The following is a 24,376-nucleotide window of genomic DNA, read 5'->3' on the forward strand; positions in this document are numbered from 1 at the left end:
CCGTGAAAACCGAAACCTGCAAGCTGCTGATTATCGGTGCGGGCCCGGGGGGATATGTCTGCGGCATCCGCGCGGGGCAGCTTGGCATCGACACGGTCGTGGTCGAGCGCGAAAACCCCGGTGGCACCTGCCTGAACGTCGGCTGCATCCCGTCCAAGGCGCTGATCCATGCCGCCGACGAATTTGCCAGGGCGACACATTTCGCCAGCGACAACGATCTGGGCATCGCAACGGCGGCACCGACGATCGACATGGCAAAGACGGTTGCGTGGAAGGACGGTATCGTCAAGCGGCTGACTGGCGGGGTTGCCGGACTGCTGAAAAAGGCCGGGGCGCGATATGTGTCCGGAACGGCGCAGATTGTCGACGGCAAGACCGTCGAGGTCGCCACCGCCGACGGACTGCTGCGGATTCATTGCGAAAACCTCGTGATCGCCACTGGATCGCGGCCGCTCGAACTGCCCTTCCTGCCATTTGGTGGACCGGTCATTTCATCGACAGAGGCGCTGGAGCTGCAAACGGTTCCGCAAAAGCTCACGGTGGTCGGCGGCGGATATATCGGGCTTGAGATCGGCACCGCGCTGGCCAAGCTTGGCGCGACCGTCACGGTGATCGAGGCCGCAGACCGCATCCTGCCGCAATATGACGTCGAACTGACCAAACCGGTTCTGAACCGGCTCAGGGCGCTCGGCATCACGGTGCACCTGTCGGCCAAAGCCAGGGGACTGTCCGAAGACGGCAGCGCCCTGCGCGCAGAGACACAGGATGGCGCACTGGAAATTCCGTCTGACAAGATTCTCGTGACCGTGGGACGCAAGCCCGTGACGGAAGGCTTTGGCCTCGCCGATCTGGGCCTGACGATGCACGGCCCCTTTGTGGCCATCAACGATCATTGTGCGACCTCGATGCGCGGTGTCTATGCCATCGGTGACGTTACCGGCGACCCGATGCTGGCCCATCGCGCGATGGCGCAGGGCGCAATCGTTGCCGAGCATATAGCCGGGCATCCCTCGGTCTGGGACAAGCGCGCCGTGCCTGCCGTGTGCTTTACCGACCCCGAAATCGTCACCGTCGGCGTTCTGCCCGGTGAGGTTGAGGGCTCAAAGACCGCGATGTTTCCGTTCGCCGCCAATGGCCGTGCGATGACCATGGAACGTGATGACGGATTCGTCCGCGTCGTCCACGATCCCGATACCGAGCTGGTCCTGGGCCTGCATGCCGTGGGTGCGGGGGTTTCGGAATTGTCCGGAGAGTTCGCCCTGGCAATCGAAATGGGTGCAACGCTGACCGATATCGCCGCGACCGTTCACGCCCACCCCACATTGTCAGAGACCGTGCAGGAAACCGCCCTGAAATCACTCGGACAGGCGCTGCATATCTGAGACTACGGCGAAGCAACCGGTCGTAGCCAATGGATGGTGCAGGTGGGTCTAAAGCCTGCCCCGTCTGCACCGGACCAGATGGTTACCGACCGGGATCGGGACGCATGGTCGCCATCAATTCGGCGACCTTGATCCCGAATTTTCGCAATTCGGACCGGTTCATGATCACACCGTTCTGCGTCAGGTAAAGCCAGTCGGTCACCTTCAACGTATGCCCACCCGCCTCTTGTGGGAGAATGATCTCGTACTCCATGCGCAACGTCGCCCCGGACACCACGCCCTTTGCTTCGCCCACGATGTCGTCGGCGGTGGCGGTGAACGTGTCGCCAGGCCCAAGCGTCAAATACCATTTCCGGCTTTGCTTGCGACCCGTTGAATAGGTGAACTCTTCGGACAATGTGCCGGTGTCGCCGTCCCAAATGCCATGCATCTTTGCCGTAAAGCGGCTGGTGACACGACCGCCCGGCCCATAGATCAGCCCCTCGGACAGGATCGGTCCCGACAGGTGCGTCTTGAGCGAGAAGGCCGGGGTTGTCTCTGCATAATCAGCAGGAGACTGGGCGCGGAAACTGAAGAACATGGCCTTGACCACGATCACCACAAGCACGAGCACCAGCAACGCAATCAGGAGTTTCATGAACGTCGTTCCTCTGTCGGAAGCGCCAGGACCAGCCCGATTGCGCCGAGTTTCAGAATACAGGGTATCACCGCGTAACAGATATTCAGCACGCCCAACGCCGCCGCATCGTTGGCGGAACCGGGTTCGAACCCATAGCTCTGGAGCACCGGGAGCACCGAAAACGCGGCCAGCGCCAACCCCAGCTTGCCCGCAAAGGACCAGATGCCGAACGCCTGCGATGCACGCAGCCCGGCCCGTGTCAGCGCGACCGAGAACATCGCCGGGAGGATCACCAGATCGGCGCCCAATGCGGCGCCGGAAATGACGCAGATGACGGCAAAGCCGAACAGGTTTCCAGCAGAGAGAAACGCCGCGCCAACAAAGCCGAGAATGGCGAGCGGCATGCCTATCAGCAGCGTGGTGCGCGGCCCCAGATGCTGGCTCAGACGGGTCCAGAGCGGCACGCTCAGCCCGGCACTGAAAAAGAACAGGATCAGCAGCGGCCCCGCCCTGCCCACCAGCCCAAGACGATCTTCGACGAAAAACAGGAACAGAGTCGAAGTGATCGCCACCGGCAGACTGTTGACAAGGGCGAGCAGCAGCAGCCGCAATCCCCCCGCGTCTCCGAGAGCGGCGAGCGACAGGCGATCACCGGCCACAACCGGGCGACGCCAGATCGGCAGCGTCACCAATGCCGTGATCAGGGCGATCGCGCCAAGAAACACCCCGAATGCCGGATAACCCTGTGAGGCCGCGCCCATCGACACAAAGACGGTGGGCGCGATGGCGGCGACGATCACGCCAGCGAGCATACCGCCCTCGCGATAGGCGGCGAGCGTCATCAGGGCATCGGGTGTCCTGTCGCTGGCCAGAGTCGCGCTCCGCCCGTATAGCAGGATCATTCCCAGGCTGTAGGCCGAGAACAAAAGGATCAGGACCGCAATCAGCTGAACCATCACATCCGGACCGCTCTGCAATGTGAAAAGCGCCGGAAACCCGACGGCGAGCCCCAACGCCGCCGCAACGGCAAACGCCACCTGCGCCCTGGGCCAACGGTCGATGGCCCACCCGATCAGCGGATCCTGCACCAGATCGACCAGGCGGATCAGCAACAGGATGGTCCCGATCGCACCCAGCCCAAGACCGAGATTCACCGAAGCAAAGCGCGGCAGGTGGATGTAGAGCGGAATACCGGCGGCGGCCAGCATCAGCGCATAGAGACTGACCCGCGGATAGACCATCATTCGCCCCGGAGCTTGCGCGTAAATCGGCGTGAGCGGGTGTCTTCACCCAGAAAGATCGCCATGAAGCGGGATTTGATCCGGGGATGCTGCAACGTACAGGTTCGCCGGCCGTTCAGCCAGAAACCGATCCGGTCCTGCCCCTTTGATACGGCGGCAAACCGATCCCCCTTTTGCACATCCGCGAAACACCGGTCCAGTTGCTGGCGCACCGGCAAGGCGCCGCCGGTCCGCTCAAGTTCGCGGAGGGTGTATTTGGTCAGATCGTCGCGGCTGAGATTCCGCATATAGGTCAATTCCAGTGCGAAATCACGGTTCCAGTCCAACGGTGCGCCCGCCTGGGTGTAAAGCCGCGCCCTGTAAAGAGGAAAACCGAACAGCCGGAACACCGCCTCGCCGCGCAACTCGGCACCGGGCAGGTTGTTGGCGATGGTGGATGCCTGTGCGCACAGCGGCGCAAGCATCGCGACGCAGAGACAGATGATCCTAAGCATGGGCCAGCTCGACCTGAACAACATCCGTGTGCCCGATGGCAAAGGACGCGGCGCAGCTCTCAAGGTAATATCGCCAGTTCCGAAAGAACGCTTCGCCAAAACCCTGCTCGGTTATCCGGGCCTTCTGCGTCACCAGACGATCGGCCCATATCCGGCAGGTTCGGCCGTAATCGGCCCCGAAAGCAAAGCTGTCTTCTATCCTGAGCCCCGCTGCCCCTGCCTGCTGCCGGATCACCCCGTCGGACAACAGCATGCCGCCGGGAAAGACATATTGGCGAATGTAATCGGACGAGGTGCGGTAGCGTTCGAAAAAGCTGTCCTGCACGGTGATCGCCTGCAACAGCACGCGTCCGCCATCGGCAAGGCTGCGCTTGAGCGTGGCGAAATAGCCGGGCCAGTAGCGTGCGCCCACGGCCTCGATCATCTCGATCGAGACAATGTTGTCATATGTACCGGTGATATCGCGATAGTCCCGCAACTGGATGTCGGCACGACCGTCAAGACGCGAGTCGGCATAGCTGTGCTGGTTTGGCGAAATCGTGATGCCGGTCACGTTCCGCCCCTCGGCGCTGGCCTGTTCGGCGAACCCGCCCCAGCCGCAACCGATTTCCAGAACCCGTTCCCCCGATCCCAACCGTGACAGCGCGCGGGCGTTCTTGCGGGTCTGCGCCCGGCCAAGATCGGTTTCGGAATCGCCGAAGAGGCCCGAGGAGTATGTCATGCCTTCGTCCAGCCAGAGACCGTAGAATTCATTACCGACATCGTAATGCGACCGGATATTCCTGCGGGCGCCACGGCGCGAATTGGCGCGCAGCAGCGTATCGACCATGCGGAACCTGACACGGCTCAGCGATCCGGCATGGTCATACTCCGCAAGATGATCGCGGTTGCGCATGACGAGCGACAACAAGCCTTCGATCGACGGCGTATCCCAAAGCCCCTGAACATAGCTCTCGCCCAGCCCCACCTGGCCATGCGCTGCCATCGCCGATACCGCCGCCCAATCCCGAATGGTGATTTCCGCTTCCGGTCCGGACGTGCCGAACTGATACCGTTCGCCCTCGGGTGTCCGCAGGATAAGCTGCCCCTCACGCACACGCGCGCAGGTCGACAGGAAGTTCGCCTTCAAGGCCCTGTTGGTCAAGCGCATGGGTCATTCCTTTCTGGTGGTGGGGGTCATTCAGCCTGCGCACGATCCGCATGGCGCTGGCAATTCCGTCTTCGTGAAATCCGTGACGGTTCCAGGCACCGGCAAACCAGGTTCGGTTCTGTCCCTGCAGACCAGCAATATCGCGCTGCGCGGCAAGCGCCGCCTTGTCGAATACCGGGTGTTCGAAATCGACGGTGTCATAAGTCATCTCGCCGGGGATTTCGCGCGCGGGATTCAGCGTGACAAATAGCGGATCGCTCTCGGGAATGCCTTGCAACCTGTTCATCCAGTAGGTGACGCCGATTTTTCCCGCTTGCGAGTGATAACTCCAGCTCGACCAGCAGGCCCGGCGGCGCGGCATCTGGCTGGCGTCGCGATGCAGAACCGCGCGGTTGGTCTGATAACGCACGCGCGACAGGGCGTCCGCTTCTGCTGACGTTGCTCCATCGCCCAGTATTCTCATCGATTGATCGGAATGGCAGGTCAGGATCAACTCGTCATGAAGATCGGGCGCGCTCCCCTCGGTTCCGATTTCAACCCCTGCCTCGCCACGCCGGACATTGCGAACCGCCGTACCCTTGCGAATGCGGCAACCACGCGCGACCAATGCGGCTTCGAGACGTTTGACATATTCGATGCTTCCGCCCCTGACCGTCCACCATTGATGTTCGGCCGAGCCGGCGAGCAGCGCATGATTCCTGAAGAACTGCACCAGCGATCTTGCGGGAAACTGGTCGACCTCCTCGATCGGGGTGGACCAGATCGCGCCGCACATAGGCATCAGGTAATGTTCGCGGAAACTGTCGCCCAGTCCGAGTTCGGTAACCAGCTCTCCAATGGTCATGTCATCGCTCTGCGCCGCCGCCACTGCCTGTTTTCCAAAACGCAGGATATCGGCGATCATCTTGTAATACCGTGGCCGCAACAGGTTGCTTTTCTGCGCCGTGATCGCACCGAGATTTGTCAGACCGTATTCGAAGCGCCCGTCGTCGATACTTGCGCCAAAGCTCATTTCGCTTTTGATCACGGGAACATCCAGATCGCGGAACAGCCGGGTCAGGTTCGGATAGGTCGCATAGTTGAACACGATAAAGCCGGTATCGACGGGCTGATCGGCGTTGCGCCCGGCGATCACTGTCCGCGCATGACCTCCGAGCCGTTCGGACGCTTCGTACAGGGTGACGTCGTGGTATGGTGCCAGATAATAAGCGGCGGACAGGCCGGAAATGCCCCCCCCGACAATGGCAATCTTCTTGCGCGCACCCAGGGTCTGATCGAGCATTCTGTCCTCATCTTTCAATCGTTATGAAGCAGTTACGTGCAAGCGGGCGGGTCGGATCATTTGCTTTTCAAAGAAAATTCGACGTGCGACTGATCCGCGTCGCGCCGGCTGGCGTATAAGGGGCGAGATGATTGAACATATCGCTGCCAGAACCCATCACAGCCGAAAGGGCGCGTTGAAGAACGCCTTTGCCTACGGGGTGGATTATGTCCTGACCGATTTCGACGCAGGCTGGCCTGCGCTGATCTCGCGAAACCGCTTCAACCTGTGGTCAATTCGCGACCGGGATCATGGTGGCCCGCGTGGCGATGGCCGCGGCGCCGGCTGGTTCAGAGATGTTCTTTCAGAGCACGGATTTGACAACCCGGATGCACGGCTCTTGCTGCTCACGCAGCCCGGATATCTCTGGTTCCGGTTCAATCCTGTCAGTTTCTGGATCGCCATGGTCGACGGCATGCCGCGGGCCTTCGTGGCCGAGGTCAACAGCACCTTTGGCCAGCGGCATTGCTATTTTTGCGCCCATGACGATTTTCGACCCATCGTCGCCTCCGACCGGATGATCGCGGAAAAGCGCATGCACGTGTCCCCGTTTCAGCAGGTGCAGGGCCGATACCTGTTCAATTTCGGCATGACCGAAACCGCGATCAACATACGCATTTCCTATGAAAACGGCGATCAGGGCGTTCTTGCAACCCTGTCCGGCAAACGCCGCCCCGCAACGAACCGCGCCCTGCTCGGCGCGGCGTTGCGGCGACCGATGGGGGCCGCACGGGTCCTCGCCCTGATCCACTGGCAGGCCCTGATCCTCGCGTTCAAACGCGCACCATTCCTGCGTCGCCAGCCGCCGCCCGCCGCGCTTGTCTCGGATGGCCATCACACCCAAGGAGACCCGGCAGGATGATTTCGGTCAGCGGCAAAGTCTACTGGCTCGTCGGTGCCAGCGAAGGCCTCGGGCGAGAGTTGGCGCGACGCCTTGACCAGGAGGGGGCACATCTCATTCTGAGTGCCCGCAACGCCGACCGGCTCGAGAGCCTGTGCGCGGACCTGACACACGCGCGCAGCCTGCCGATGGATGTCACCGATATCGATGCGATACGTCGCGCGTATGGCGAAATCGATCACCTTGATGGCGTGATCTATAATGTGGGTTCCTATGATCCGATGCGTGCAACCGATTGGAGCAGTGACGCGGCGCTGACGATGTGCGACGCCAATTTCATGGGCGCCATGCGCGTTCTGGGACAGGTCATGCCGACATTCACGGCGCAGGGTCACGGCGATATCACACTGATCGGTTCACTGGCCGGCTATCGCGGGTTGCCCGCCGCAATCGGTTATGGCGCCAGCAAGGCCGCCCTGATCAGCCTTGCCGAAACCATGCGGTTCGATCTTCGGGATACCGACGTGGTGGTTCGGGTGGTGAACCCCGGCTTTATCAAGACAAGACTGACGGAAAAGAACGATTTTTACATGCCGATGCTGATGACCGCCGATCAGGCGGCGGAACGGGTCTTCCGGGCGATGTGCAAGCGACGGTTTCGCACCGATTTCCCTGCGCCGTTTGCGTGGCTGATCCGGCTTCTTCCGTATCTGCCGGATTGGCTGGTCTATCGGGGCCGCTGACTTCGCTCGCTGTGGCAACGCGCGGTCCGTGAGCGGAGCGGATTGGCTCAGATTCTAAAAACCGGTTGCAGCAATCGTGGGACGATGGCGTTGAAGCGCAGACGCGCATCGGTCGCCGCGAGGCAGATACAGGCCCCCCCGTCATCCGCGATGGGCGTGTGTTCGAGATCTTCGTCGGCAATTTCAAGATCGCCGACGCCAAACTGGCCGGTCTCATCACTGAAACTGCCCTGCAGGACGAGGGTCAGTTCCATTCCGTTGTGCCCATGATCCGGCACCGCCTGTCCGGGTTGAATATGGAGCAGGCGCACAGACCCGGATTTATCTTTGGACAGGATATCCTGCCGCACCCCCATACCCAGCGTTTTCCAGCGCGGTGCCCGCCCCTTGAGCGCCTGCATGACGGGCCCCGGATACACCCCCGATCGCTCATAGACCGGCTCCGGAATGAACGGCGCATCCAGCATGGACAGAATATCGTCCTTCAGGCCGGATGACACGGCCACGGTTTCGGTATCTTCAAGCAGGACGCCACCAACCGCCCGATGCGCCTCAAGACCCGCACGACATTGCGGGCACATCGAAACATGGCTTGCAACGACAACGGAAAACGCATGCGACAGGTTCCCTGCGGCATAAGCAGCCAACAATGCGTCCGGTACGTGATGAGTAATGACACCACTCATTGCTTGAGGTCCTTCAATTCGTGTCTGAGGCGTTGCAGGCCCAAGCGGATGCGCGATTTTATGGTTCCAAGCGGAATCCCTGTCTGTGCGCTGATCTCCTGGTGGGTCATCTCGCCCATATAGGCTTTCTCGATCATCTCGCGCTGCTCGGATGTGAGTTTTCCCAGGGCTTCCTTCAACATGCCTGCTTCCTGCTCGAGCCCGAGTATCTGGCTCGCATCCGGCTCGGCTCCGGGTTCTTCACGCAGCTCTTCCGGCATTGGGCGGCTGTCCTTGCGGGCGATGTCGATCTGGCGATTGCGCGCGATCTGGTAAATCCACGCCGAGACCTGAGCGCGATGCGGGTCGAACAGCGCGGCCTTGCGCCAAACGGTCAGCATCACATCCTGTACGATCTCTTCCGCCTGATGCGCGGATGTCCCCGAACGCATGATGAAGCCCTTGAGCCTTGGTGCGAAAAAGTCGAACAGCGCGCAGAACGCGGTGCGGTCGCGTTCATCGCGCACCGCGATCATCCAGATCGTCTGCTGTGACAGGTCGGCATTTGTCTGCGGCACGGCGGTCTTATCCTTGCGGAAGGCCGTGCGGGCACGGCGCGGGCGGTGCCCGATATATGCGAGCTGTGTCAACATAACCAGACTACGGCCGATCATGAAATATGGATCACAATTCTTTTGATAGCGCGTTATCAGCCGACGTCTTGCACCTCTGATGAACCACAAGGCGTCTCCGCAAATACCGGTGCAGAAAATCCCGGCGCGAGCAGGGCCTGATCAGTCGGCTTCATCCATCAGGCCGCGTACCCATCGCCCCGCCGCGATTGTTGCGGGAATGCCAAGAGGCACCGCAATCACGAGCGCCTGCACCGGAGACAGCGCGGTCAACCCGATGGCCTGCCCCATCAGCCCCAGCATGAAAAGATTGATGGCAACCGCAGCCATCGCGAACGGGTATAGCAGCAGGGCCAGCCTGCGCACCGACCATTTGCCCTGCCCGCTCATCGCGGCCACGTGCTGCACGTCATGGGCGCGCGCGCGATACCCTTGATACATATTTGCCGGACCGCCGCGCCCGCCTCAGTGACTGGTGCCTTCGGAAAAGCTGATCTTGTTCCAAACATTGTATTTCCCCGAGGGTTTCTTCATCGGCAATCGCCTGACTTCTTTCAGCGTCGCCGCGTCGTAGACGATCACCGCACCGTCATTTTCCCAGACCGACACCAGCGCATATCGTCCATCCCGCGTAAATTCGACATGGGCCACCGTCGCACCCGGTACCGGGCGCAATGTCCTGACGATTTCAAGCGATTGCTTGTCGATAACGTGCATGACGTCGCGATTGGGGCCGAAAAAGACATCTGCCCAGAAATATCGTGAATTTTCATGGCTGCGCAGGAAAAAGCCCGGCCCGAGGGTTTCGATTGTCGTTATCAGTTCCCAGTTCGCGGTGTCGATCACCGACAGTTTGCCCTCTTTCAGATGCGGCGTCGCCATCACGCGCCGGCCCTCTCTGGCCCATGTGATTCCCGATCCCAGATGCGGCATCCCATTGAGCGGCAACTCGGCGATCTCGCGGCCGGCCACGAGGTCGACAACCACCGCCCGTTTGCCATCGCGGGCCGCACCGATCAGGTTGCTGTAATCATCCGAAAAGAAGAAATCATCGAGGGGTTCGGAAATCCCGATCCGTCGCAGCGCAAATGATCCTGCGGACGCAGTGGACGCCCCTGCCTTGTTCTGTTCGTGATCCTGCGCAATTCCCCGTTGGACCGGGCGGCCATCAGGGGCAGTCGACAATTCCCAGATTTCTGCGGCGTCCTTGAGGGCGAGCACGAAGCTGTCTCGCTGCGGTGCCTGGTAGACGGCGGAAACACGACTTGGGATTCCGTTGCTGTCGACGACCGGCATCACCTGGTTCGGCATAAGATCATCGGTGGACAGGATCGCAAGGGACATGGGCAGGTAATTGGCAACCGCCAGCCATTTGCCATCCTTGCTGATCGCGATGTTCCGGCTGTTCAGTCCGGCGCGCACACGGCCGACCTCCTGCAGGGACCAGAGATCGTATTTCTGCACCCAACCGTCGCGTGACATGATAAAGACAAATCGGCCATCGGGCGTGAACTTTGGTCCGCCATGAACCGCAAAGGGCGTTGAAAACCGGTCGAGCACGTCAAAAGTATCACCATCAAGGACCGAGACATGATGGTCGCCGGTTTCCACGACCAGCGTTATATTCATCGGGTCGGCCTGCCAGATCGGCGCGGTGGCCGCCACATATGTGTCGCTCATGTTGCGAGTCGCGAGGATGTCCCGGACATCCCAGTCTGGCACGTCATCCAACGGCATCTTGAGAAATGCGGCAAGATTGGCGATCCGCTCCGCCCCAAGCGCATCGCCAAAAGCGGGCATCTGCGTCGCCGGGCGGCCAAGGGCAATCACATCGTCCAGAGCGGGGCCACGCATGCGGCCCAGCGTTTCCGGGATCAGCGCCGGGCCAAGCCCGCCCAGACGGGTTTCGCCGTGGCAAACAGCGCAATAGGTTTCATAATCGTCTTTCGCATCCGCGTTGACCGTTCCGGTCAATGCGATCATCCCCAGCATCAGGCTGGTCAGACCATCAAAAGAAACTATGCGCCGGATCATGCCGTTTGCCTCGAAAAGGAGTTGTCTTGAGCCTGTCCGTGTCCGCGACGCCGATTTCCTCGCCGCTCAGGTAGCAGGCCGGATCCTCGGCCCAGGGATCGCCGGTGAGTTGCAACGCGCGAATGCGGGTATTACCGCCGCAGACATCCTGCAACCGACACGTCCCGCACCGTCCCTTGAGAGGCCGGGGACGTGTGCGCAGCAGCGCCAGCATCGGATCATCGCCGGTCCATAACTCGGAGAACCGCGCGGTCTTGACATTCCCGACGGTGTAATCCGACCAGTATGTGTCAGGATGGACATTGCCGAGGAAATCGATATTCGCCACCCCCAGGCCGGACGAGTTCCCGCCCCAGGCCACCAGATGCTCGCGGACATGCGCAAGGCGATCCGTATCGAAATTGCGCGCCACCCATCCCAGGAAATATCCTGCATCCGCATCGTTGTTGCCGGTCACGATATCGAGCGCGGCAGCACCGTTCTCGGCCGCCCAGGCCCGCTCGATCAGCAGATCCATCGCCCGGCGGCTGCGATCATGTTCGGCATCCTCGCCCCGGTTCTTGTCGCCGCGCCCGGCATAGACAAGGTGCGACAGATAGAATTTGTCGACGCCCTCGTCTTCGCACAGTTGCAGGATGTCGGGCAGGCTCTGGTGGTTGCCTTCGGTCAGGGTAAACCTCAGGCCGACCTTTATCCCCCGCGCCTTGCACGCGCGCACGCCTCTCAACGCCTCGGCAAATGCGCCATCTACCCCGCGAAACCAGTCATTGGTCGCGCCGATCCCGTCGATCGAGATCCCGACATAGTGAAAGCCGATCTCCGCCACGCGATCCGCGGCATCGCCAAAAATCCGCGTTCCGTTGGTCGACAATGCCAGCATGCGGGATTTTCCACGCGCGTGTTCGGCGATTTCAAAGAAATCCCGGCGCGACAACGGCTCGCCCCCTGACAGGATCAGGCCCGGCACGCGCATCTCGCCAATATCATCCAACACCTCGAACACCCGTGAGGTTGACAACTCGCCCGGAAAATCGACATCGGCGGACACGGTATAACAGTGGCGGCATTTCAGGTTGCAGCGGCGCGTCAGGTTCCAGATCACCACGGGCTTGACCGGTCCCTTGCGCTGTCGCACCGGGGTCGGGTGGACCAGCTGGCGCATATATTCGCTCAGTCGGAACATGCCGGCGCCTCCCTGCGAAGCCGCAGCCCCGTCTTTTTCAGAATGCGGGTGGAATAGAGGATGTCATTGCCCCGTGATGCACGGCCCAGCAGGTCGGCAATCTGCCGGCGCTTGTCCTCGACCTCGTCGCGGGTGTGTCCGTGCACCATTGCAAACAGGTTGTAGGGCCAGTCGGGCAATGCCCTCGGACGTTCATAGGCATGCGTTACAAATGGCAACGCCCCCACCTGCGCCCCCAGTAAAGCGACGCGCGTATCCTCGACATCCCAGACCGTCATGCCATTTGCGGTCATGCCGAGCTTGAAATGGTTCGGAGCTGCGGCAATCCGGCGTATCACGCCGCTGTCCTGCATGGCCTGAAGCCTTGCCAAAAGCTCGTCTTCGCGCAGTCCAAGCGCTGCGGCCACTGCCGCATATGGTTCGGCGACCAGGGGCAGCCCGCCCTGCAGGGCGCTCACGATATCGCGGTCGGTCACACTCATGCCGCCACCCTGAAGCCGATGAAGAACTCGCGCAGTTTGGGAAAGCGCATCACCGGCAACCCGGTTGCGCGTTCGATCGCGTCCGCGGTTTCTGTGATCGCCACTGCATCCTCGGTCGCCAGCACGAACCACATGTTCAGACTGTGCTCGCGCTGGTAATTATGCGCGACCTCGGGAAAGGCGTTGACCCGGCCGCACACCTCTTCGAACCGGGCCGCAGGCACGTTCATGGCGCACAGGCAAAAGGCGCCCCCCATCGCCGCCGCATCAAAGAATGGACCGAACCGGGTGATCGCCCCGGCCTCTTTCAGACATTGCAATCGTCGCAGCAGGTCATCGACCGTTATCGACAACTCTGCCGCAATACCGTCGAACGGTGACGGGTGCAGGGCAACCCCGTCCTGCAAACGGTTGATCAGGGCACGATCAATGGCATCCAGCATCAGGCAGCCCTTCCCTTGTTCAGTTTGATCAACGCGCCCGTCTGCTTGAAGCAGCGCGTGGAAAACAACACCTTGTGCGCCGCTCCGGCCAATGCCGGCAGGGCGCGCACCTGATCCAGCGTCGCAAGCGCCTCGGGCCGGCTGCGTGCGTGGATCATGTTGTAAAGGCGGTAGGGCCAGATACCGTCGACAGGCCGCCGCTCATAACACAGCGTGACCCCTGGAACCCGGGCAAGGTCCGGTCCCACGCTGGCGGCCACCCCGGGCGTCACATCCCAGACGCACATCGCATTCGACGTCCAGCCCAACGCCCGGTGGCGCACGATCACGCCAAGACGGGCAATGACACCGGCCTCGTGCAACACAGCCACCCGCTCCAGCACGTCCGCCTCGTCCCGACCGAGGAATCGGCCAATGACCGCCCAGGGCCGCAGTTCGAACGGCATACCCCGCGTCAGGCATTGCAGAATACCCCGGTCTCCCGCCCTGATCACGTCCGGATCAGCCGGGCGAGGCGCTGGAACATCGCCGGCCCGACCATTCATGTGGAAGCCAAGATCGACATTGAACGGCCGCACGAGCCGGAGATCAAGCACCCGACGCCCAGCGCGTTCGGATATCCGCGCGATCGTGCCGTTCACATGCGCACGATCCGGGCCGGTGACGACGAACCAGAGGTTCCAAGCATCCTCGCGCAGGTAAGAATGGTTTACGCCCGGCTCCTCGCCCACGATACCGGCAATCATATCCAGCTCTTCCGACTTGGCCCGCAAGGCGGCAAGAGTGCTGGCAGACACGGTGTTGGGCGCACAGGTTGCACCGACGCGCGCGATCCTCCCTGAGGTACGCATGCGGCGCAGCCGCTCCAGAACCTCGGCATCCCCGATGCCCAGCCGCCGTGCCAAAACGGCAAACGGCTCCGGAACGATCGGAAAGTCCCTTTGCCAATCGTTCAGCAGGGCAGCATCGACAGGATCGGCGACGTTCTCCATCACAGGCCGATCCGATGCGCGCGGGCGGTAAAGAAAATTCCGGACGGGTCTTGCGCGTCGATCTCGCCGAGCTTTTCGAAAGTCCGCGTGTCGTAAATCATGACTTTTCCAGCGTCGCGCACCGAGATCCAGACTTCGTGCCCGCGAGGTGTGAATTCCATGTGCAACGCGGCAGGGCCGGGTTTGAACTCATGCACCACCTGCCGGGTCAGCGTATCGATCACCTGAATCGTGTCATTCAGAGGATGCGCGAAATTGACCCAGACCTGCCGCCCGTCCGGTCGTGCCATGGCAAAAACAGGTTGCCCGTGGGTGATGGTGCGTCCGGTTTCGACAAAATCACGGGCATCGACCCAGAGCACTTCATGACGTCCCACCGCGGGCAGTACAAATTCCCGACCTGTCAGGGCCCAGCCTTCGAGATGGGGCATCTTGTAGACGGGCAAGGGCGTCTCACCGCGACCATATCCCGCGAGCACGCGGACCGGTTGCGGCGTTTCCGCCCAGAGATCGAGCGCGCTCAACCCGTCCTCACCGAACAGGCCCGCGATATATTGGCGCCCATCACCGGTGATCAGCGCGTCATAAGGGTTGGCGCCCATCCCTTCAACGCGGGTGATCCTGGCATCGTTCCCCGCGAAATCCGCGATCCAGGTTTCGCCCGCATCCCAAAGGCTGAAGACAAATCGCCGACCCGGAGCATCCACCAACCCGACGGTCTTGGACCCGGTCGGGATGTCTGCCACAAGTTCGAGCGTTTCGGCGTCGAAAACGCGCACGCCGCCCGGTTCATAGTTCGACACCGCCACCAGCGTACCATCGTCCGAAATCGCGCCGCCGATGGAATTGCCCGCCTGAACCACGCGCTTGGCGATACGCCGTTGCACGATGTCCACCTTGGTCAATCCGCCATCCCGCCCAAAGACGAAGGCAAACCGTTGATCCGGCGAATAGACCAGCGACGCATGCGAAAGGTCGCCCAACCCTTCGATTCGATGCAGGACGGCACGCTCCGATTGATCGACCAGCAAAACGGACCCGCTGGCGCGTTCGATCACCAGCCCGAGATCGCCGGTCGCAAGCGTTTCGCCTGTGGCGCTCTGGCCGATCAGGGCAAACACGGCAAACAGCATGTGCAGGAATTTCATTCGCCCGCTCCTTTCAGAATGTATTCGGCGATCCAGAGCGCCTCGGCGTTGGACATCAGCGGGGCCCAGGGCGGCATCGGTGTGCCGGGGATACCGTTCAGGATCACCCCGGCCAGCGCCTCTCGGTCGTAATGGGCGAGCGTCTGCCTGCGCAGCTCCGGACCCAGCCCGCCTTTCAACGTCATCCCGTGGCAGGAACCGCAATCCTGATGCACCAGCCTTTCCAGCCGTTCAGGGTCCGGTTCCTGCGCCCATAGCGGTGTGCCGACCAGAGCGAGGGCGAGCAGGTTACGCATTGGCCGACACCATTGCGCTGGCCGCCATCTCCTGCGGCACTCCGGTTTCGGAATAAAGGGAGACGACCCGCCCGATCATGAACAGAACCGGCGGTTCGAGTTCCGCGACACGCAGGTCATGCGCGATCTTGTCAAGCCACGAGAACAAGCGCCGTTCACGCGGGGTCGTCGCCTCGGCGACCGCCAGAACCGGGGTGGTCGGGTCAAGTCCCGCGGTCATCAGACCCATCGCAATCTGCCCGATATTGGCAACACCCATATAGACCACCAGCGTCGTATCGGGATCAGCGAGGCGCCTCCAGTCAAGGTCGAGAACCTGGCCCGCCTGTCGGTGTCCGGTGACATATTGTACCGCCCCGGCCAGCCCGCGATGGGTGAGCGGCACGCCGGTGGCGCTGGCGGCGCCCTGCGCGGCGGTGATGCCCGGCACCACATGCACCTCGATCCCGTGCGACTGCAAGAACGCCGCTTCCTCCGAGCCGCGACCGAAGATCAGCGGGTCTCCCCCCTTGAGGCGCGCCACGATGCGCCCCTGTTCCGCGTGCGTCAGAAGCAGGGCATTGATTTCGTCCTGCGGTACCGGATGACATGCCGATGCCTTCCCGACCGAAATGCGTATGGCGGTTTCGGGACAAACCGCGAGGACATCCGGCGACACCAGACGATCATGCACAACGATTTCGGCCCCTTGCAGCAAGCGTTGCGCCCGCACGGTCAAAAGTTCCGGATCGCCCGGTCCGGCACCGATAAGGTACACTTGTCCTGCACGCGTCATGGCTTGGATTCCTGTCTGGCAACGGCTGGAAGAGGAATGCGGCAGGCCGGATGCAGCAGGGGCTGCGCCGGGCCTGTCGCGAGGGCTCAATAAACGTCGGCCCGTGTATTGTAGACGTTGAACTTGCCCGTCGGTGTCACAAGCCGCTCGTCCTTGATGACCTTCTTGAGTTCAAGCGTCTTGTCATCGACGACGACGATCGCGCTTTCCAGATCCTTGGCATTCCAGACCGAAAACCATACTTCCGTGCCTTCGCGGTTGAACTCCGGCTGAACGACACGCGGCTGGCCTTCGGCGATACCGGCCCATTCCCCGATCGGAAGCGTCGTGTATTCCGGCTCCTCACCCGCCTTCATGTCGGGAATCTTGAACACCGCAACCGACGCGGATGTCTCGGCATCCGGGTTCAGAGTCGCATCGACATAGAGGTTTTCGGATTCCGGATGCGTCTTGATGAACAGCGATCCGCCGCCAAGCGCATAGAAGGTCTCGACGATTTTCCACGCATTGTCTTCATTCCCTTCGGGATCGGTCCCGATCAGCGCGACGGAATCATCGCCAAGATGCGACGTCGCCCAGACCGGGCCATAGTCGGGATGCACGAAGTTGGCGCCCCGGCCCGGATGCGGAGTCAGACCCTGGGTATCGGTGATCGCGACCAGCTTGCCCTCCTTGGTGTCGATGACCACCAGCTTGTTGCGTGCGTTGGCGGCGGTGATGAAATACCGGCGCGTGCTGTCCAGACCGCCATCGTGCAAGAACCGCTCGGCTTCGATTTCAGTGGTCTTGAGGTTCTTCAGATCCGTATAATCGACCAACAGGATCTTGCCGGTTTCCTTGACGTTGACAATGAATTCGGGCCGGTAGTGGCTCGCCAGGATCGCGGCAACGCGCGGTTCCGGGTGATAGGTCTGTTCGTCATAGATGTTGCCACGGGTCGACTTGATCTTGAGCGGCTCAAGCGTATCTCCGTCCATGATCACGTATTGCGGTGGCCAGTACGCGCCCGCGATGGCGTATTTGTCTTCGTAACCCGCCATCTTTGACGTCTCGACCGAACGCGCCTCCATGCCGATCTTGATCTCCGCCACCGTCGCCGGGGTTTCCATCCACAGGTCGATCATGTTGACACGGGCATCGCGGCCAATGACGAAGAGATAGCGCCCGGATGCGGAAATACGGCTGATGTGAACCGCATAGCCGGTTTCGATCACCGCGTGGATTTCATAGGTGCCGCCGTCGATCAGCGCAATCTGACCGGCGTCCCGCAACGTCACCGACATCAGGTTGTCGATGTCGATATCGTTCATCTTTTCGGTCGGGCGATCCTCGGGGGCGACCACGAGTTGCCAGCTCTCGCGCATCTTGTCCATGCCCCATTCCGGCGGCGAGGCCGGATCCAGGAGCAGGTATCGCGCCATGATGTCGACTTCCTCCTCGGTCAGATCGCCCGACGTGCCCCAGTTCGGCATCCCGGCCGGTGATCCATAGGTAATGAAGCTGTGCAGATGGTCATAGCCCAGCTCGCGGGTGATATCGACCGTCAGAGGTTTGCCCGTTGCGCCCTTGCGCAGTACGCCATGACACCCGGCGCAGCGCTGGAAGTAAATCTTGTTCGCGATATTGTACTCATCCTGGTTGATCACAGGGTCATTCGGGCGACGTCCCGGAATCTCCAGGTTCAGTTTTCCCAGCGTGTCGTATTCGCCCACGTAGGATCCGGCCGGGCTTGAATCGTGCACCTGTTCCGGGTCTTCCTGGGCCGTCAACGGCCCCGCGACGGCCAACGCCAGCGCGGCGCTGGTCAACAGCAGTCGGCTACGTATGGCTTTGATACTTTGCATGACGTTGTCTCCGTGAAGCTGGTGAGGCCGACGGCAAGGTTGCACCGTAGCGGATCCCGGTCCTTGACTTTCGTTAAGGATCGCACCACCGCGCGGAGATACCGCTGGAGGCATGAAAATCGCGTTTCACCCCATGCGGCTCGCAGCGGTTATCGTTTCAATATTCCTGTGCGCTGTTCCGGCTTTTGCCCAGTCCCGCACAGGGTTCGAAACCGAAATCACGGCGGCCATTCCCGATGCCGCCCTCGCAGCCGAAATGTTCGGAGTACCGCTGCCGATCTCGCTGGTCCGGAGCGAGGCGCCGGTCCCCGGTTGGCAGGTTCGCGACTCTGACGGCACCGCAATTGGCCGGATCGGATCAAGCTGGGAAATCGCTTCATCCGTGGGGTATTCGGGCCGCCCCATCGACATGCTCGTGGCCGTCGATACCGAGGCGAGGATCACTGCGGCCCGCCTCATGCAACAATCCGAGCCGATCCTGACACTTGGCCTGAGCGACGACGACATCGCCCGGTTTGTCAGTGCTTTCGACGGAACCGACCTGCGGTCGGCGGACCGCAGCGAGACCCCCCGCTATATCTCGCGCGCAACCGTATCGACGGCGGTCATCCGCGACGCCATCCTGCGCACGGGGCGCGTTCTCGCCCTTGCCGATGGCGGCACCGGCGCCGGCAGGATCGATCGGATGGGTTTTGAGCCGCATGACTGGACGGCGCTGCTGCGGATCGGCGGGTTGCAATCCGCCACCATGACGATGGCAGAGGCGGCAGAGGTTTTCTCCGGGGCCGAGAATGCGCCGGAACCGGGGTCAGAGCCATTCCTCGACCTGTATGTCGGCCTGCTCGATCCGCCCGAAATCGGCCGAAACCTGTTGGGTGAACGGGATTATTCCGGCGTCATGGCGGACATGCCGCCCGATAGCGCCGCGCTTTTCGTTGCATCGCGCGGCCTGCATTCGCATCGCGGCCTTGGCTGGCGCAAATCCGGTGTGTTCGAGCGGCTATCGGTCATTCAGAACGCCAATCGTTACCCCGTCACCGATCAGGGCTACCTGCGTATAGACCGGCTCGAAATTGCCGGTGCCCCGGTTCTCAGGGAGCGAAGCCTGTTTCGTATCGAGGGCGACGGTTTTGACCCGACTGCACCGTTTCGTGTGGAAGTGAGCGCCACCCGCACTACGATGGATGGTCCGCTTACGGTACCCATCGGTGTCGATTATGTGCTGCCCGAGAGGTTCCTGCTCCCTGTTCCGCCGCAGGAAACGCCGCTCTGGCGACAGATGTGGGAACGCAAGAGACCGGCAATCGCGGTGCTGGCCATCATGCTTGCGACCCTGACAGGTATCCTGCTCTTTCAGGACAGTATTACCCGCCGTCCGCGTGTCTGGCGCAGGCTGCGGCTGGGGTTTCTGACCGTCACGCTCGTATGGCTGGGATGGGGGGTAAACGCACAGCTTTCGGTGGTGCAGGTCGTTGCGTTTCTGCAATCGCTTCTCAGCGGATTTCGTTGGGAAACCTTCCTGGTGGAACCTCTGATCTTCATGCTCTGGGGTTTCGTCGCACTCGGGCTTCTGTTCTGGGGACGTGGCGTGTTCTGCGGCTGGCTTTGTCCGTTCGGCGCGCTTCAGGAACTGACCAACCAGGCGGCGCAGAAACTGGGCGTGAAACAGATCAGCGTGCCGTTTGCACTCCACCAACGGCTCTGGGTCATCAAGTATACGCTCTTTCTCGCCATTCTCGCGATCTCGTTCTATTCGATGAAAGACGCTCTGATCCTGGCGGAAGTCGAACCGTTCAAGACCGCCATTTCCCTGCGCATGATACGGGCCTGGCCCTTTGTCGCGTTCGTATTTGCAATCCTCGGCGCCGGGCTGTTCATCGAGCGCTTCTACTGTCGCTACATCTGCCCGCTTGGCGCGGCCCTTGCGATCCCCGCCAAGCTGAAGATATTCGACTGGCTTCGCCGACGCACGCAATGCGGCCGCGAATGCCGGCTGTGTGAACAACGATGCACCGTCGGAGCGATCGACCCGCTCGGGCGGATCAACCCCAACGAGTGTGTGCTATGCCTGAGATGCCAGATCATTTACAACGACCCCAACACCTGTCCGACGCTCAAACGGCGGGCCCGGGCGCGGCAGGCCGCATCATGAAAGCTGCCCTGCTCAGGGTGGTTTCCGACGGCTTTCGTGTCTTCTTTCTGGCCGCGGGTCTGTTTGCCGTCTTTTCAGGGCTTGCATGGGGCATGTATCTCGGCGTGCACATGACCGGCGGGCTGGTCACCGATCCGCCCTATGCAATGGCACCGCATTTCTGGCACGGGCACGAGATGATTTTCGGCTTTGCCGGCGCGACCATCGGTGGCTTTCTGCTCACCGCGGTGCCAAACTGGACCGGCGGCAGCGCGGCCAAGCCGTTCTTCATCGGCTTCGTAGCGCTTCTCTGGCTGCTGGGTCGCATGGCCATGTGGTGGTCGGCCAGCATCCCGCCCTGGCTGGTCGCGGCACTGGACCTTTCCTTTCTCCCCGTCCTCATTGCCCAGGTCGCCTGGCAACTGGCCAAACGCCCGAAACCGCAGAACGTGATGTTCCTTGTCTTCCTGACCCTGTTCTGGCTCTCGAATCTGCTCACGCACCTGCAGTGGACCGGCGTCACGGACGATACGCTAGCCGGCGGGCTCTATGGCGGGCTCTTTACCGTTTGCGCGTTGATCTCGGTCCTCGGCGGGCGCGTTACGCCGGCCTTTACCCGCAACGCCATGCGGCGCGAGAATGAACCGGAAGAGGCGTTGCCGGGCAATTTCCCCGCGATCGAGCGCGCAGCCATTCCCATTGCAATTCTGCTTCCCGTTCCGATCCTGTTCGGGGCGCAGGACTGGGCGGCGCCACTGGCCATCGCCCTCGGCGTCATACAAGTCCTGCGGCTGACCCGGTGGCGGCCGGTCTGGGCAATGCGCCAGCCGATCCTGATCGCGTTGCACACCGGACTGTCGATGCTTGGTCTCGGCCTCATCATGTGGGGACTCGCCGTGATGGGTCTTGGCAGCGAGGTCGCGGCACTGCATGTCCTGGGTATCGGCGCGGTTGGCGGCATGACCCTCGCGGTGATGAGCCGGGCCGTGCTCGGCCACAGCGGGCGAGAGCTCAGGGCACCTGGCCCCGTGGCGATTGCCTATGCCCTGATACCCGTCTCCGCAGCTCTGCGTTGGGCGGCGTCCGAACTGGCGGGGAACTGGTACTTTCCTCTCGTCCTGCTCTCGGCGGCCCTCTGGTGCCTTGCCTTTGCGTTGTTTGTCGTCTCGCTCTGGCCCGCATTGACCGGCCCCCGCCGCCGAGGCTGAGTCTCGCGCGGAAATTGCCGCCCCTTGACTTTCGTTAAGGCTGTTTCGCGTCCGGCCCGGCATAACGACGCAGCACAACCGGGCGAAGGAGAGCGCTATGCGCGAAGTCATGACAAAGAGCATGGCCCGAAACATTTTCTATGGCGGGTCACTGTTCTTCATTCTCATCTTCGTGGGGCTGACGGTGCATTCGCATCGCTACATCGTCACCACGTCAACCGACTCCGAGGGGCTGACCGACAGCGTCGTGCTTGGCAAGCATGTCTGGGAAAAGCACGCCTGCATCAACTGTCATTCATTGCTTGGCGAAGGCGCATATTTCGCCCCCGAGGTCGGCAACGTGATGATCCGCTGGGGCGTCGATGACGACCCCGAAGCTGCATATGAAACGCTGCGCAGCTGGATGGAAGCGATGCCCACGGGAATCGAAGGACGCCGACAGATGCCGGCGTTTGACTTGTCCGAAGAAGAATACCGCGCACTGGCCGATTTCCTGCTCTGGACGAGCAGGATCGACACCCAGGGCTGGCCGCCCAACGACGCCGGCTGAGGAAGGGAACAACAGATGAAATACCAATCCCAAAAGATCGCACTGGCCTATTTTTCAGTGGCAATCGGGCTTTTTGCCATTCAGATCATCGGCGGCCTGCTCGTCGGCTTTGTCTACGTAAATCCGAATTTCCTGTCCGAGCTGTTACCGTTCAACATCCTGCGAATGCTGCATACGAACTCGTTGATCGTCTGGTTGCTGCTGGGCTTTTTCGGTGCCGCCTATTTCCTGATCCCGGAAGAGGCCGAACGCGACATTCACTCGCCGATGCTGGCCTATCTGCAACTCGCCATCCTCGTGATCGGAACGCTGGGCGTGGTGCTGACCTATGTTTTCAACCTGTTTGAAGGCAACTGGCTGCTTGGCAAGGAAGGGCGCGAGTTCCTCGAACAGCCCAAATGGGTCAAGATGGGCATCGTCGTTGCGGCGCTGATCTTTCTCTACAACGTCTCGATGACGGTGCTGAAGGGCAAGAAGACGGCCATCACCAATGTGCTGTTGCTTGGCCTCTGGGGGCTCGCGCTGCTGTTTCTCTTTGCCTTTTACAACCCGTCCAACCTTTCGCTGGACAAGCAATACTGGTGGTATGTGATCCACCTCTGGGTCGAAGGCGTCTGGGAACTGATCATGGCGTCGATCCTGGCATATCTGATGCTCAAACTGACCGGTGTTGACCGCGAGGTTGTCGAAAAGTGGCTGTATGTCATCGTCGCGCTGGCACTGTTCTCCGGCATCCTGGGTACGGGACACCACTATTACTGGATCGGCGCACCCGGCTACTGGCAGTGGATCGGTTCGATCTTCTCGTCGCTCGAAGTGATCCCGTTCTTTGCCATGATGGCGTTTGCCTTCGTCATGGTCTGGAAAGGTCGCCGCGACCACCCGAACAAGGCGGCGTTGCTCTGGTCGCTGGGCTGTGCCACGCTCGCCTTTTTCGGCGCCGGTGTCTGGGGCTTCCTGCATACCCTGCACGGGGTAAACTACTATACCCACGGCACCCAGATCACCGCTGCGCACGGGCACCTTGCGTTCTATGGCGCCTATGTCTGCCTCAACATCGCGATCTTCACCTATGCGATGCCGATCCTGCGCAACCGCGATCCCTATAATCAGGTGCTCAACATGGCGTCATTCTGGCTGATGTCCGGCGGCATGTGCTTCATGACGTTTACCCTGACCTTTGCGGGCACGGTGCAAACCCACATGCAGCGGGTCATCGGCGAGTATTTCATGGACGTGCAGGACCAGTTGGCGATCTTCTACTGGATGCGTTTCCTCTCGGGTGTGATCGTTTTCATCGGCCTGCTGATGCTGATCTACTCGCTTGCCATGCCGCGCAGGGAAGTGATCTCGGATGAAGCTTCGGTTCCGGGGGAGTGACATCGATGGATGGACCCTTTGACCAGCAGGAGGGGGTGCAAGCCCCCTTCTATCTCGCACAAGGCAGCGAATGCGACATCTTTGCCGCCGCACATGCCAATGCCCTGCCGCTCTTGCTGAAGGGGCCCACAGGCTGCGGCAAGACCCGTTTCGTCACGCATATGGCCGCCACGCTGGACCGCCCGCTTTACACCGTCGCGTGTCATGATGATCTCTCGGCGGCAGACCTGATCGGACGTTATCTGCTGAAGGGCGGTGAAACGGTCTGGGTGGACGGACCGCTGACCCGTGCGGTGCGCGAAGGTGCGATCTGTTATCTCGACGAGGTCGTCGAGGCACGCAAGGACGTGACCGTCGTGCTCCATCCCCTGACCGACGACCGGCGCATTCTACCGATTGACCGTACCGGAGAAGAGCTTGAGGCAGCACCCGGCTTCATGCTCGTCGCGTCATACAATCCGGGCTATCAGAACATTCTCAAGACCCTCAAACCCTCGACACGGCAACGCTTCTTGTCGATCGAGTTCGGTTTTCCCGCACCGGAAGAAGAGCAACGGATCGTCGCGCAGGAAAGCGGGCTTGACCCGGCGCGGGTCAAGGCGTTGGTCCGGCTTGCGGGCAAGCTGCGCAGCCTCAGGGGACAGGACCTTGAGGAAGGTGTCTCGACACGCCTCGTTGTCTACGCCGCGACGCTCATCCGGCAGGGGATGCCGGTGGAACGGGCGATCCGCGCCGCGATGGTGGAAACGCTCACCGATGACGAGGATATCAAACGCGGGCTCCTCGATCTGGTCACGGCCGTCTTTGGGTGAGGCTCGGCCG

At 61.4% G+C, this 24,376-nt stretch carries 25 protein-coding genes; 8 read left to right on the plus strand and 17 right to left on the minus strand.

The window, feature by feature from the left end; translation table 11 throughout:
• The first annotated feature begins 2 nt into the window (after positions 1–2).
• Positions 3–1,382, plus strand: a complete 1,380-nt coding sequence (gene lpdA, locus AB9K34_RS16950) for a dihydrolipoyl dehydrogenase (protein ID WP_369955615.1) — start codon at positions 3–5, stop codon at positions 1,380–1,382.
• 82 nt (positions 1,383–1,464) lie between these two features.
• On the opposite strand, the gene AB9K34_RS16955 is transcribed toward lpdA, so the two are convergent.
• From AB9K34_RS16955 to AB9K34_RS16975, 5 genes are read right to left on the minus strand one after another with little or no spacing between them, the layout of a single operon-like run.
• Positions 1,465–2,019 carry a DUF3833 domain-containing protein gene (locus AB9K34_RS16955; RefSeq protein ID WP_369955616.1) on the minus strand — a complete coding sequence of 185 codons (555 nt, stop codon included), beginning with the start codon at positions 2,017–2,019 and terminating at the stop codon, positions 1,465–1,467.
• Entirely contained in the window at positions 2,016–3,242 is a 1,227-nt protein-coding gene (locus tag AB9K34_RS16960; RefSeq protein WP_369955652.1) for an MFS transporter, read from the minus strand. Before AB9K34_RS16960 ends, AB9K34_RS16955 begins: the two co-directional genes overlap by 4 nt.
• A complete protein-coding gene (locus tag AB9K34_RS16965; RefSeq protein WP_369955617.1) occupies positions 3,242–3,736 on the minus strand; it encodes a chalcone isomerase family protein in 495 nt (164 codons plus the stop codon). The genes AB9K34_RS16960 and AB9K34_RS16965 overlap by 1 nt, the downstream gene beginning before the upstream one ends.
• Positions 3,729–4,886, minus strand: coding sequence for a class I SAM-dependent methyltransferase (locus tag AB9K34_RS16970; protein WP_369955618.1), 1,158 nt, complete (start codon positions 4,884–4,886; stop codon positions 3,729–3,731). Before AB9K34_RS16970 ends, AB9K34_RS16965 begins: the two co-directional genes overlap by 8 nt.
• Positions 4,825–6,168, minus strand: a complete 1,344-nt coding sequence (locus AB9K34_RS16975; RefSeq protein ID WP_369955619.1) for an NAD(P)/FAD-dependent oxidoreductase — start codon at positions 6,166–6,168, stop codon at positions 4,825–4,827. The genes AB9K34_RS16970 and AB9K34_RS16975 overlap by 62 nt, the downstream gene beginning before the upstream one ends.
• A gap of 127 nt (positions 6,169–6,295) precedes the next feature.
• Between AB9K34_RS16975 and AB9K34_RS16980 the strand changes: the two genes are divergently transcribed.
• Both AB9K34_RS16980 and AB9K34_RS16985 read left to right on the plus strand, forming a co-directional pair.
• Positions 6,296–7,069 (plus strand): DUF1365 domain-containing protein, encoded by a 774-nt coding sequence (locus tag AB9K34_RS16980; protein ID WP_369955620.1) that lies wholly within the window; start codon positions 6,296–6,298, stop codon positions 7,067–7,069.
• Positions 7,066–7,791, plus strand: coding sequence for an SDR family NAD(P)-dependent oxidoreductase (locus AB9K34_RS16985; protein ID WP_369955621.1), 726 nt, complete (start codon positions 7,066–7,068; stop codon positions 7,789–7,791). The genes AB9K34_RS16980 and AB9K34_RS16985 overlap by 4 nt, the downstream gene beginning before the upstream one ends.
• Before the next feature lie 47 nt (positions 7,792–7,838).
• Here AB9K34_RS16985 and AB9K34_RS16990 read toward each other — a convergent pair whose 3' ends face one another.
• The 12 genes from AB9K34_RS16990 to AB9K34_RS17045 all read right to left on the minus strand — a co-directional run bounded on the left by AB9K34_RS16990 (position 7,839) and on the right by AB9K34_RS17045 (position 18,285).
• Positions 7,839–8,477 (minus strand): ChrR family anti-sigma-E factor, encoded by a 639-nt coding sequence (locus AB9K34_RS16990; RefSeq protein ID WP_369955622.1) that lies wholly within the window; start codon positions 8,475–8,477, stop codon positions 7,839–7,841.
• Positions 8,474–9,109, minus strand: a complete 636-nt coding sequence (locus AB9K34_RS16995) for a sigma-70 family RNA polymerase sigma factor (RefSeq protein WP_369955653.1) — start codon at positions 9,107–9,109, stop codon at positions 8,474–8,476. The genes AB9K34_RS16990 and AB9K34_RS16995 overlap by 4 nt, the downstream gene beginning before the upstream one ends.
• Positions 9,110–9,250: 141 nt before the next feature.
• The gene (locus tag AB9K34_RS17000) at positions 9,251–9,478 is read right to left on the minus strand and encodes a hypothetical protein (RefSeq protein ID WP_369955654.1); all 228 of its coding nucleotides are present in this window, start codon (positions 9,476–9,478) and stop codon (positions 9,251–9,253) included.
• A 75-nt stretch (positions 9,479–9,553) separates the two neighbouring features.
• Positions 9,554–11,122: a cytochrome D1 domain-containing protein gene (locus AB9K34_RS17005; RefSeq protein ID WP_369955623.1), complete on the minus strand. Its 1,569-nt coding sequence runs from the start codon at positions 11,120–11,122 to the stop codon at positions 9,554–9,556.
• On the minus strand, positions 11,097–12,305 hold the full coding sequence (gene nirJ, locus AB9K34_RS17010; protein WP_369955624.1) for a heme d1 biosynthesis radical SAM protein NirJ: 1,209 nt from the start codon (positions 12,303–12,305) through the stop codon (positions 11,097–11,099). The genes AB9K34_RS17005 and nirJ overlap by 26 nt, the downstream gene beginning before the upstream one ends.
• The gene (locus AB9K34_RS17015) at positions 12,293–12,787 is read right to left on the minus strand and encodes an Lrp/AsnC family transcriptional regulator (RefSeq protein ID WP_369955625.1); all 495 of its coding nucleotides are present in this window, start codon (positions 12,785–12,787) and stop codon (positions 12,293–12,295) included. The genes nirJ and AB9K34_RS17015 overlap by 13 nt, the downstream gene beginning before the upstream one ends.
• Positions 12,784–13,233: an Lrp/AsnC family transcriptional regulator gene (locus AB9K34_RS17020; RefSeq protein WP_369955655.1), complete on the minus strand. Its 450-nt coding sequence runs from the start codon at positions 13,231–13,233 to the stop codon at positions 12,784–12,786. Before AB9K34_RS17020 ends, AB9K34_RS17015 begins: the two co-directional genes overlap by 4 nt.
• Positions 13,230–14,222, minus strand: a complete 993-nt coding sequence (locus AB9K34_RS17025; protein WP_369955626.1) for an Lrp/AsnC family transcriptional regulator — start codon at positions 14,220–14,222, stop codon at positions 13,230–13,232. Before AB9K34_RS17025 ends, AB9K34_RS17020 begins: the two co-directional genes overlap by 4 nt.
• Complete coding sequence (locus AB9K34_RS17030; protein WP_369955627.1) at positions 14,222–15,370, minus strand: cytochrome D1 domain-containing protein; 1,149 nt, start codon at positions 15,368–15,370, stop codon at positions 14,222–14,224. Before AB9K34_RS17030 ends, AB9K34_RS17025 begins: the two co-directional genes overlap by 1 nt.
• A complete protein-coding gene (locus AB9K34_RS17035; protein WP_369955628.1) occupies positions 15,367–15,666 on the minus strand; it encodes a cytochrome c in 300 nt (99 codons plus the stop codon). The genes AB9K34_RS17030 and AB9K34_RS17035 overlap by 4 nt, the downstream gene beginning before the upstream one ends.
• Complete coding sequence (cobA, locus tag AB9K34_RS17040; RefSeq protein WP_369955629.1) at positions 15,659–16,441, minus strand: uroporphyrinogen-III C-methyltransferase; 783 nt, start codon at positions 16,439–16,441, stop codon at positions 15,659–15,661. The genes AB9K34_RS17035 and cobA overlap by 8 nt, the downstream gene beginning before the upstream one ends.
• Before the next feature lie 86 nt (positions 16,442–16,527).
• Positions 16,528–18,285: a cytochrome D1 domain-containing protein gene (locus AB9K34_RS17045; RefSeq protein WP_369955630.1), complete on the minus strand. Its 1,758-nt coding sequence runs from the start codon at positions 18,283–18,285 to the stop codon at positions 16,528–16,530.
• 112 nt (positions 18,286–18,397) lie between these two features.
• Between AB9K34_RS17045 and AB9K34_RS17050 the strand changes: the two genes are divergently transcribed.
• The 5 genes from AB9K34_RS17050 (at position 18,398) to AB9K34_RS17070 (ending at position 24,366) form a co-directional block, all read left to right on the plus strand.
• Positions 18,398–20,437 carry a 4Fe-4S binding protein gene (locus AB9K34_RS17050; protein ID WP_369955631.1) on the plus strand — a complete coding sequence of 680 codons (2,040 nt, stop codon included), beginning with the start codon at positions 18,398–18,400 and terminating at the stop codon, positions 20,435–20,437.
• Positions 20,434–21,624 (plus strand): NnrS family protein, encoded by a 1,191-nt coding sequence (locus tag AB9K34_RS17055; protein WP_369955632.1) that lies wholly within the window; start codon positions 20,434–20,436, stop codon positions 21,622–21,624. Before AB9K34_RS17050 ends, AB9K34_RS17055 begins: the two co-directional genes overlap by 4 nt.
• Positions 21,625–21,721: 97 nt before the next feature.
• On the plus strand, positions 21,722–22,174 hold the full coding sequence (locus tag AB9K34_RS17060) for a cytochrome c (protein WP_369955633.1): 453 nt from the start codon (positions 21,722–21,724) through the stop codon (positions 22,172–22,174).
• Positions 22,175–22,189: 15 nt separating this feature from the next.
• Positions 22,190–23,554, plus strand: coding sequence for a cbb3-type cytochrome c oxidase subunit I (locus tag AB9K34_RS17065; protein ID WP_369955634.1), 1,365 nt, complete (start codon positions 22,190–22,192; stop codon positions 23,552–23,554).
• A gap of 5 nt (positions 23,555–23,559) precedes the next feature.
• Positions 23,560–24,366: a CbbQ/NirQ/NorQ/GpvN family protein gene (locus AB9K34_RS17070; protein WP_369955635.1), complete on the plus strand. Its 807-nt coding sequence runs from the start codon at positions 23,560–23,562 to the stop codon at positions 24,364–24,366.
• Positions 24,367–24,376: the final 10 nt, after the last annotated feature.

Origin of the sequence: Sedimentitalea sp. XS_ASV28, assembly GCF_041224545.1 — a bacterium.
Lineage (GTDB): Bacteria > Pseudomonadota > Alphaproteobacteria > Rhodobacterales > Rhodobacteraceae > Sedimentitalea.